Source organism: Actinotalea ferrariae CF5-4, from assembly GCF_000603945.1.
Lineage (GTDB): Bacteria > Actinomycetota > Actinomycetes > Actinomycetales > Cellulomonadaceae > Actinotalea > Actinotalea ferrariae.
The window spans coordinates 1-9256 of record NZ_AXCW01000161.1 but is presented as its reverse complement, the minus strand read 5'-3'; the positions used below and the strand labels follow the sequence as shown (position 1 = coordinate 9256).

Below are 9256 nucleotides of genomic sequence, written 5' to 3'. Positions count from 1 at the left end.
CGTGGCGACCGCGCTCGCCGTCGGGCGCCGTCGGACCGTCCGCGTCCCCGCCCGCCGGGGCGCGCTGGCCCTGGCCGCCTGACCCACGCCCGGCACGGCGACGGCGCAGACCCCCGCGGGGATCTGCGCCGTCGCCGTCCTGTCAGCGCAGCCAGCTGTTGCCGACGATGCGGCCCCAGGGGCGACCCAGACCCGCCGTGTCACCGGCGAGGGTCGTGGCCGCGATGATGAGCAGGGCCGCCTCGACCCAGTGGGAGGTCGTCACGGGGTTGTTGCCACCGATGACCCACGGGATCTGCGTCATCCACATGAAGACCATGAGGAGGGTGCCGGAGACCGCGGCGACCTTGAGCCCGATGCCGAGCGTCATCGCCAGGCCGATGCCGAGCAGGCCGACCATGAAGAGGATGTCGCCGAACGGGTTCTGGAACACGGACTGGAAGAAGCCCGCGAACGGCCCCTCGGCGCCGCCGATGTAGCCCTGGGCCGGGGTCCCGCCGTTGATCCACGCCCGCTCGGCCGGCGTCGCGTAGCCCAGGCCGAAGAGCTTGTCGACGAAGGCCCAGAGGAAGATCCAGCCGATGACGATCCGGCCGAAGGCCAGCGCGTAGCGGGCTGCGGGCCGGGTGACGACCTCCTCCTGGAAGACCGTCGTGGTGCTCGTGCCCGTCGGACGGGCGGTGGTGGTGGACATCTTCGCCTCCTGCGTCTGCGTCGCGCGCGGAGGCTCCGTTGCCCCGCACGTCCTCGTCCACGGAATCGCCGTTCGTGCGTCGCGGTTCCTGGGACCCACGCTAGGGAGGGCGAGTCGTCTGCACCTGAGACCTTTGTCACGGGGCGCCCCGGCGGTATGTGACGTGCGTCTCGGAAGATGGCGCGCCGACGGCGCCCCTCCTGCACGCGCCGACGGCGCGGAGGGCCCTGGGGTCCTCCGCGCCGTCGGCGGTGCTGCGTACGCCAGCGTGCTCAGCCCTGGGTGAGCGGGAACAGGCTCTCGTCGTTCTCGTACACCTCGGCCGCGTTCTCCTGGGTGACGATGAGCGGCGTGAGGAGGTAGGCCGGGACGACCTTGACGCCGTTGTCGTAGGACTCGGTGTCGTTGACGTCGGCCTCCTCGCCCGCCTGGAGGGCCTTGATCGTGGCGATGGTCTGGGCGACCAGCTCACGGGTGTCCTTGTAGATCGTCGAGTACTGCTCGCCCGCGACGATCGACTTCACGGACTCGACCTCGGAGTCCTGCCCGGTGACGACCGGGGTCTCCTTGCCGGCCTGCGCCACGGCGGTGAGCGCCGCGCGGCCGAGCGTGTCGTTGGGCGACAGGACGCCGTGCAGCTCGGTGTCCGCGTAGGAGCCGGACAGGATCGTGTCCATGCGGCGCTGGGCGTTCTCCGCCTTCCAGCCCTGCGTGGCGACCTGCTCGAACGTCGTCTGGCCCGAGACGACGACGAGCGTGCCGTCGTCGATCCGCGGCTGCAGGACGCTCATGGCGCCCTCGAAGAACGGCGTCGAGTTGGCGTCGTCCGGGGAGCCGGCGATGAGCTCGATGTTGTAGGGGCCCTCGCCCTTGCGCTCGGCGAGGCCCTCGAGGAGCGCCGTGCCCTGGAGCACGCCGACCTGGAAGTTGTCGAAGGCCACGTACAGGTCGACCGCCTCGGTGTTCTTCACCAGCCGGTCGTAGGCGATGACGTAGGCGCCGCCGTCCTTGGCCGCCTCGAGCTGCGTGCCGAGCTGCGAGCCGTCGATCGCGCCGACGACGATGACCTCGGCGCCCTGCTCGACCATCGCCTGGATCTGGTTCTGCTGCTCGGTGACGCCGCCGTTGGCGAACTGCACGATGGGCTCGAAGCCGGCCTCGCGCAGCCCCTCGTTGAACAGCTCCTCGGCGAGCACCCAGTTCTCCGACGTCTTCTGCGGCAGCGCCACGCCGATGGTGGCGTCGGCCGCGAAGCCGGCCTCCTCCTCCGCACCGGCACCGGCGTCAGTCGTGCCGCCCTCGCGGCCGCCGTCGCCGCAGCCCGTGAGGACGAGGGCGCCTGCCATGGCCGTGGCGGCCAGTGCGAACGTGGTCCTTCTCATCAGTGGTTCGTCCTTTTCCTTCGTGCACCGACCGGTGCGGTGGTGACCGTCCGCGCGTCGGTGCACGGGCGGGTCGTACGGGGGTGGGAGCGGCGGAGCCGTCCTGGTGGGAACGGCGCACGCCGTTCCGGTGGGAGCGACCGGCGGCCGTTCCAGGGTGTGCTCGGCCGACCCACCGGCGCGGTGCCGGCGGGACGGTCGGGATCGGGGTCGTGGGTCGTCGTCAGCGGCGGGCGGCCGCGCGGGTCAGCTCCTCGTGGCCGGCTCCGGGGCCGGGGCGTCCGGCACAGCGGGGTCCGCGGTGCCGCCCTCGAGCAGGGTCTGGCGCCGCCGGTTCTGCAGGAGGAGCCCGATGATCGACGGCCGCCCCTGGGTCTTGTTGTAGACGTCGAACGCGACGGCGGCGAGGAGCACCAGGCCCTTGATCATCTGCGTGCTGTCCGACCCGACACCCATGAGCTGCAGGCCGTTGTTGAGCACCGCCATGACCAGGCCGCCGATGATCGAGCCGACCACGGTGCCGACGCCGCCGGAGACGGCCGCCCCGCCGATGAAGACGGCGGCGATCGCGTCGAGCTCCCAGTTGGTGCCGTCGAACGGGCCGGACGCGGTGGACCGGCCGATGAAGACGATGCCCGCCAGCGAGGCCAGCACCGACATGTTGAGCATGACGAAGAAGTTCGTCCGCTTGATGTTGACGCCGGACAGCGCGGCGGCCGCCCGGTTGCCGCCCACGGCGTAGACGTGCCGCCCGGTGATCGTCCGGTTGCTGACGAAGGCGTAGACCAGCGCCAGGACCAGCAGGATCACCCCGGCCACCGGGAAGGACGTGCCGACCCGGCCCGAGCCGAACACGTACGTCAGGCCCACGATCACGAGGGAGAGGATGGCGACGCGCGTCACGACGGCCCACATCGGCACCGGCTCCGCGCCGAGCCGGCGCTCGGAGGCGCGCCGCCGGCTCTCGCGCCACACCAGCGCCGCGATGGCGACGACGCCGAGCAGCAGGGTCGAGTTGTTCAGGCCCGTGCCCGGACCCCACTCGGGCAGGTAGCCCGCGCCGAGGTACTGGATCTCGTCCGGGACCGGGATCGTGTTGGACTGCCCGATCGCCTGGTTCGCACCGCGGAACAGCATCATGCCCGCGAGCGTCGTGATGAAGCCCGGGATGCCGACGTAGGCCACGAGGAAGCCCTGCCAGGCGCCGATCACAGCCCCCACCCCGAGCCCCAGCAGGATGCCGGCCCACCACGGGAAGCCCCAGTCACGGATGGCGAGGGCGACGATGATGCCGGTCACCGCGGCGACGGACCCGACCGAGAGGTCGATGTGCCCCGCGATGATCACCAGCACCATGCCGATCGCGAGGATCAGCACGTACGAGTTGCCGTTGATGATGTTCTGCATGTTGGTGGACGTCAGCACCTTGCCGCCCGTCCACACCTGGAACGCCAGTACCAGTGCGAGCAGGGCGAAGACCATGCCGAACTGGCGTGCTCCCCCGCTGAAGATCTGCCCCAGTGACTTCATCGTCGTGTCTGTCCTTCGCCTGCGTCAGTTGGACATGACCGACGACGCGCCGGTCATGAGTCGCATGAGGTTCTCCTGCGTGGCGTCGTCGTGGTCGACGTCGCCGGTGATGGAGCCCTCGAAGAGGGTGTAGATGCGGTCGCAGAGACCGAGGAGCTCCGGGAGCTCGGAGGAGATGACGACGACGCCCTTGCCCGCGTCCGCGAGGCGGTGGATGAGGCCGTAGATCTCGTACTTCGCGCCGACGTCGATGCCCCGCGTCGGCTCGTCGAGGATGAGCAGGTCCGGCTCGGTGAACATCCACTTGCCGAGCAGCACCTTCTGCTGGTTGCCGCCGGAGAGCTTCGAGACGCCCACCCGGACCGACGGCGTCTTGACGTTGAGGGACCGGCGGTACCGCTCGGCGGCCTGGTGGACGCGCGTGCCGTCGATGACGCCCCGCTCCGCCACCTTCTCCAGCGCCGCCGCGACCACCGTGTCCTCGATGCTGTCGAGGAGGTTCAGACCCAGGGCCTTCCGGTCCTCCGGGACGTACGCGATGCCGTGGTCGATGGCCTGCTGGACGGTGTGGGCCTCGATCGGCGTCCCGTCCTTGAGGATCTGCCCGCGCAGGTAGCGGCCGTAGGTGCGACCGAAGAGGGACCGGGCGAGCTCGGTGCGGCCGGCGCCCATGATCCCGGCGAAGCCGACGATCTCGCCCCGGCGGACGTGGAAGCTCGAGCCCTTGCACACGAGGCGTCCCGGGACCTGCGGGTGCTCCACGGTCCAGTCCCGCACCTCGAAGAACGTCTCGCCGATGGACGGGTGCCGCTCCGGGAAGCGCGACTCCAGCGCCCGGCCGACCATCCCCTGGATGATCCGGTCCTCGCTGACCTGGCCCCCGCCGCTGCTCAGGGTCTCGACCGAGCGGCCGTCCCGGATGATCGTGATCGCGTCGGCGACGTCGGTGATCTCGTTGAGCTTGTGGGAGATCATGATGCAGGTCAGGCCCTTGGCGCGCAGGCCCCGCAGCAGGTCCAGCAGGTGGGCCGAGTCGTCCTCGTTGAGGGCCGACGTCGGCTCGTCGAGGATGAGCAGGCGGACGTCCTTGGCCAGGGCCCGGGCGATCTCGACCAGCTGCTGCTTCCCGACGCCGATGTTCTTGATCTGGTCGTCCGGCGACGCGTCGAGGCCGACCCGCGCCATGAGCTCGACGGCCCGCGCCCGGGCGGTCTCCCAGTCGATGCCGAAGGGCCCGCGGACCTCGTTGCCGAGGAAGATGTTCTCCACGATCGACAGCTCGGGGATGAGCGCGAGCTCCTGGTGGATGATCACGATGCCCGCGGCCTCGCTGGCCCGGATGTCGTGGAAGCGGACCTCGGCGCCCTCGTAGACGACCTGGCCCTCGTACGTGCCGTGGGGGTACACGCCCGAGAGCACCTTCATGAGGGTCGACTTCCCGGCCCCGTTCTCGCCGCAGATCGCGTGGATCTCGCCGGCGTGGACGGTGAGGCTCACCTCGTCCAGGGCGCGCACGCCGGGGAAGGTCTTCGTGATCGAACGCATCTCGAGGATGACCGGTGCGGTCGACATGTCCAGCCCTTCTCGTGCGGCAGTGCACTGAGACGTCCGGCGCGTGCCGGTTCGGGACGCCCGGCGGACCGGGTGCCACCGGCGGCGTCGCCGGCTGGAGGAGACGCTAGGGACTGGCGGGCGTTGGCGTCAACCAATGAAGCCAAGAACTCAAGACCGTGACGAAAACGTAACCGGACTCGTGACCGTTGGGTCTTGCTGCCGCTTTGTCATCATCGTGTGAAGCCAAGCAGCATCGCCGGTGACGTGGCGCGCGGGGCCAGGCGGCGGCGGAACCCCGCACGAGCCCGTTCAGCGGAAGGCGCGCCCCCGGGCCCCGGGGGCCCCGGTGATCGCGGCCACGATCTCCTCCTGGGAGGAGGACGCGGCGTCGAAGGAGCCGTTGTTGCGCCCGTGGCGCAGCACCTCGACCCGGTCGGCGACGGCCAGCACGTCGGCCAGGTCGTGGCTGATGAGCACGACACCCAGCCCCATCTCCCGCAGCCGCGTGACGAGCTGCAGCACCTCCGCCGTCTGGACGACCGAGAGCGCCGCGGTCGGCTCGTCGAGCACCACGACCCGCGGGCGGGTGATCATCGCGCGGGCGATCGTGATGGCCTGGCGCTGGCCGTTCGACAGCTCGTTCACCGTCCGGTGAACCGACGTGATCCCGGTCGTGAGGTCGTCGAGGATCTGCCGGGCCTCCCGGACCATGCGCTCCTCGTCGAGCGGCCCCCCGGGTCGCACGCGCAGCTCGCGGCCGAGGAAGAGGTTCGCGACGACGCTGAGGTTGTCGCACAGCGCGGGATCCTGGAAGACGGTCGCGATCCCCAGCGCGTGGGCGGCGCCCGGCGAGGAGATCGTCACCGGGGCGCCGTCCATCTCCACGAAGCCCGCGTCCGGCTGCTCGACGCCGGCGACGACGCGGGCGAGCGTGGACTTGCCCGCCCCGTTGTCCCCGACGAGCGCGACCACCTCCCGCGCGTGGACGTCCAGGTCGACGGCGTCCAGCGCCTCGACGCGCCGGTAGCGCCGGGTCACCTGGCGCAGGGACAGCACCGGTGTGCGGGACCACGCCCCGAGACCGTCCGTCGTCATGGGAACCACCGTCTCCTCCTGCACGCCTTCGGGCACGAGCACACTCCCCCGCCTCATTCCGACGCGCTCGCGAGCGCGGGGACGTCGAGGACGGTCGTCGGCACGTCCGCCGACTCCAGCACCAGCATGACCGCCCCCATGACCTCCGCCCGTTGACCGAGCTCCCCCCGCACCACCTCGAGCGGCGCGATGTGGTTGGGCAGCACGCGGCGGCGGATCGCCTCGCGGACCGGCCCCACGAGCACCTCCCCCGTGTCGGCGAGCTCCCCGCCGACGACGACGCACTGCGGGTTGAGCGCCACGGAGAGCCCCGCCACGACGGTGCCGATCGTCGCACCCGCGTCCTCGACCACCTGCCGGCAGCCCGGGTCGCCGTCGTTCGCCAGCGTCACGAGGTCCTGGAGGGTGAGGGGGCCGCGGCTCGCGCGGAGGGAGGCGAGCAGCTGCTGGGCGCCGACGACCATGTTGAGGCAGCCGCGGCTCCCGCACAGGCAGATGTCCCCGGTCGGGTCCACCTGCACGTGCCCGATCTCGCCCGCCGTGCCGGCGAAGCCGCGGTGCAGCCGTCCCGCGATCATGACGCCCGCACCGGTCCCGAAGGACGCGCGGACGTAGACCGAGTCCTGGAACGGCCGGGACGCGCCCAGTCGGCTCTCCGCGAGGGCCCCGAGGTTCGCGTCGTTGTCGACGAGCACCGGCCGGCCCAGCCGCTTGGTCATGACGTGGCCGATCGCGACGTCGTCCCAGCCGCGCATGATCCCGGGCACGGAGATCACGCCGGTGGACGCGTCGACCGGTGCGGGCACGCCCACACCGACGCCGAGGATCTCCTCCTCGTCGCCGCCCACCCGGTCCAGCAGCTCGGACAGCAGCCGCGCGGCGCGGTCGAGCGTCGTGTCGATGCGGTGCTCGAAGGGCAGCGGCAGGGTCTGCTCGGCGAGCACCTCGTGACGCGTGTCCGCCACGGCGACGCGCAGGTGCCGCAGGCCGATGTGGACGCCGAGCGCGATGCCGGTCCGGTGCGCCAGGGTGACGAGCTGGGCGCGGCGGCCGGAGCGGACCGTGTTGCGCACCTCGAGCAGCCCGGAGCCGGACAGCTCCCGGACGATGTTGGAGACGGTCGCGGCGGAGAGCCCGGTCGCCCCCGCGAGCTCGACCTGGGTCAGCCCGCCGTGGCGCCGCAGGACCTCGACGACGGCGGCGCGGTTCGCCTCCTTCAGGGCGGTCTGCGAGCCCGACATCGTGCTCCGCCTCCCGTCCCGTCCCGGACCGGCGCACCGCGTGCGCTCTCGTCAGCCCGGTCCGCCGTCCCCCGCCGCCGCGCGCACCGCACACGGCTCAGCCGGACGATACCGCCCGGGCCAGGGTTCCCGGCCGCAGCGCGAGGAGGCGCTCGGCGTGGGCCAGGGCCACCCGGTCGTGCTCGTCCGGGGTGAGGACGCGCAGCACGTGCAGCTGCACGGCGAGTCCGTCGAGCATCGCGGTCAGCTGGCGCGCCGCGTCGTCCGGGTCGTCGCACCGGCCGCCCCCCGCCGCGCAGGCACGCCGCAGCAGGCCTGCCGTGTGCTGGTCCAGCGCCAGGTGGTGGGCGCGGAGCGCCGTGGCGAGCTCGGGGTCACGCGGCGCCTCCGCCCAGGCGTCGATCCACACCAGGTAGTGGACCTCCACCGACGACGTGCACCAGTCCGCGAGCGCGACGAGCGGGTCGTCGACCGTCGGCGGGAGCTGGGCGAGCTCGTCCCGCACCGCCCGGTCGAACGCCGCCGCGAGGAGCGCCTCGCGGGACGGGAAGTAGTGCCGGATGAGGCCGTGCGCGACACCGACCTCGGCGGCGACGTCGCGCAGGGTCACGGCGGCGAAGCCCTTGCGTGCGACCAGCGCGATCGCGGCCCGCACGAGCTCCTCGCGCCGGTCCTCGGCGGACTTGCGGGAGACGGTCACGGGCGCAGCCTAGCGGGTGCTGTTGTCCAGGTGGACAAGAACCGCTACCTTTGTTGTCCATGCGTACAACAGCACCGTTTACCCGCCTCGGCAGGACCCCCGGCACGGGCACGGCCTACCTCGGCATGGTCGTCGCCGCGGGTGGCACGATGGTGCTGTTCCCCCTCTTCCCGGCCCTGCAGGAGTCCCTCGGCCTGTCGACGGGCAGCCTCGGGCTCGTCGCGGCGGCGGGCTTCGGCGCCGCCCTCGTGACCGAGCTCCTGCTCGCCCCGCAGGCCGACCGGGGTCACGTGCGCCGCATGGCGGTCGTGGCCCTGACCCTCGTGGCGCTCTCCCTCGCCGCGTCCGCCCTGGCGACCGAGGCCTGGCACCTCGTGGCCGCCCGCGCGGTCTCGGGCGTGGGGCTCGGCCTGTACCTGCCGGCCGCCGCCGGGCTGCTGGTCCGCCTCGCCCCGCTGCGTGCGGGCGAGGCGCTCGGCCGGCTGGGCACCGCGGAGCTGGGCGGCCTGGCCATCGGTCCGCTCCTGGCCTCGGCCGCCCTCGCCTGGACCGACCCGGCCACGGTCTTCGCCGCCGCGGCGGTCCTCGCGGCGGTGGGCGCCGTCGTCGTCGGGGTACGGCTGCGGGAGCCGGTCGCGGACGACGGCGCCCCGGTGCCGCCCGCGCTCGCGTTCGACCTGCTCCGCTCGCGCCGGGTCCTCGGCGCCGTCGTGCTCGCCGTCGCGGTCTACGTGCCGATCGGCGCCTACGACGCCGTGTGGCCGCGCTACCTCGCGGACCTCGACGCGAGCACGCTGCTCATCGGGCTCAGCTACGCCCTCTTCGCCCTGCCCTTCATGGTCGTCGCGACGCCGGCGGGTCGCCTCGCCGACCGCATCGGCGGTGGGGCGACCTTCGCGCGCGGGATCGTGGCGCTCGTCCTGCTCATCGCCGCGTACGGCGTCATCCGCCACCCCGGGCTCGCCACGGGCGCGGGGCTCGTCGAGTCCGGCGCCCAGGCGTTCGCCGCGGTGGGCGCGGCGGCGGCCATGGCGCAGGCGGTCGACCCGTCGCGGGCCGG

8 protein-coding genes are annotated in these 9256 nt (G+C 72.5%); 1 reads left to right on the top strand and 7 read right to left on the bottom strand.

Annotated elements, in window-relative coordinates; translation table 11 throughout:
- Positions 1 to 142: 142 nt before the first annotated feature.
- The 7 genes from N866_RS13215 to N866_RS13185 form a co-directional block, all read right to left on the bottom strand.
- Entirely contained in the window at positions 143 to 694 is a 552-nt protein-coding gene (locus tag N866_RS13215; RefSeq protein WP_034227089.1) for a hypothetical protein, read from the bottom strand.
- 272 nt (positions 695 to 966) lie between these two features.
- Positions 967 to 2076, bottom strand: a complete 1110-nt coding sequence (locus N866_RS13210; protein ID WP_034227087.1) for a substrate-binding domain-containing protein — start codon at positions 2074 to 2076, stop codon at positions 967 to 969.
- Between the two features lie 246 nt (positions 2077 to 2322).
- Entirely contained in the window at positions 2323 to 3606 is a 1284-nt protein-coding gene (gene mmsB, locus N866_RS13205; protein ID WP_034227084.1) for a multiple monosaccharide ABC transporter permease, read from the bottom strand.
- A gap of 24 nt (positions 3607 to 3630) precedes the next feature.
- The gene (mmsA, locus tag N866_RS13200; RefSeq protein WP_034227082.1) at positions 3631 to 5178 is read right to left on the bottom strand and encodes a multiple monosaccharide ABC transporter ATP-binding protein; all 1548 of its coding nucleotides are present in this window, start codon (positions 5176 to 5178) and stop codon (positions 3631 to 3633) included.
- A gap of 291 nt (positions 5179 to 5469) precedes the next feature.
- Positions 5470 to 6255 (bottom strand): ATP-binding cassette domain-containing protein, encoded by a 786-nt coding sequence (locus N866_RS13195; RefSeq protein WP_034227093.1) that lies wholly within the window; start codon positions 6253 to 6255, stop codon positions 5470 to 5472.
- Positions 6256 to 6308: 53 nt separating this feature from the next.
- Positions 6309 to 7496: an ROK family transcriptional regulator gene (locus N866_RS13190; RefSeq protein WP_034227080.1), complete on the bottom strand. Its 1188-nt coding sequence runs from the start codon at positions 7494 to 7496 to the stop codon at positions 6309 to 6311.
- 97 nt (positions 7497 to 7593) lie between these two features.
- Positions 7594 to 8196, bottom strand: coding sequence for a TetR/AcrR family transcriptional regulator (locus tag N866_RS13185; RefSeq protein WP_052023032.1), 603 nt, complete (start codon positions 8194 to 8196; stop codon positions 7594 to 7596).
- Positions 8197 to 8255: 59 nt separating this feature from the next.
- On the opposite strand from N866_RS13185, the gene N866_RS13180 reads away from it, so the two are divergent.
- Positions 8256 to 9256, top strand: a 1001-nt coding sequence (locus N866_RS13180) for an MFS transporter (protein WP_155855365.1), incomplete at its 3' end; no start/stop codon positions are given.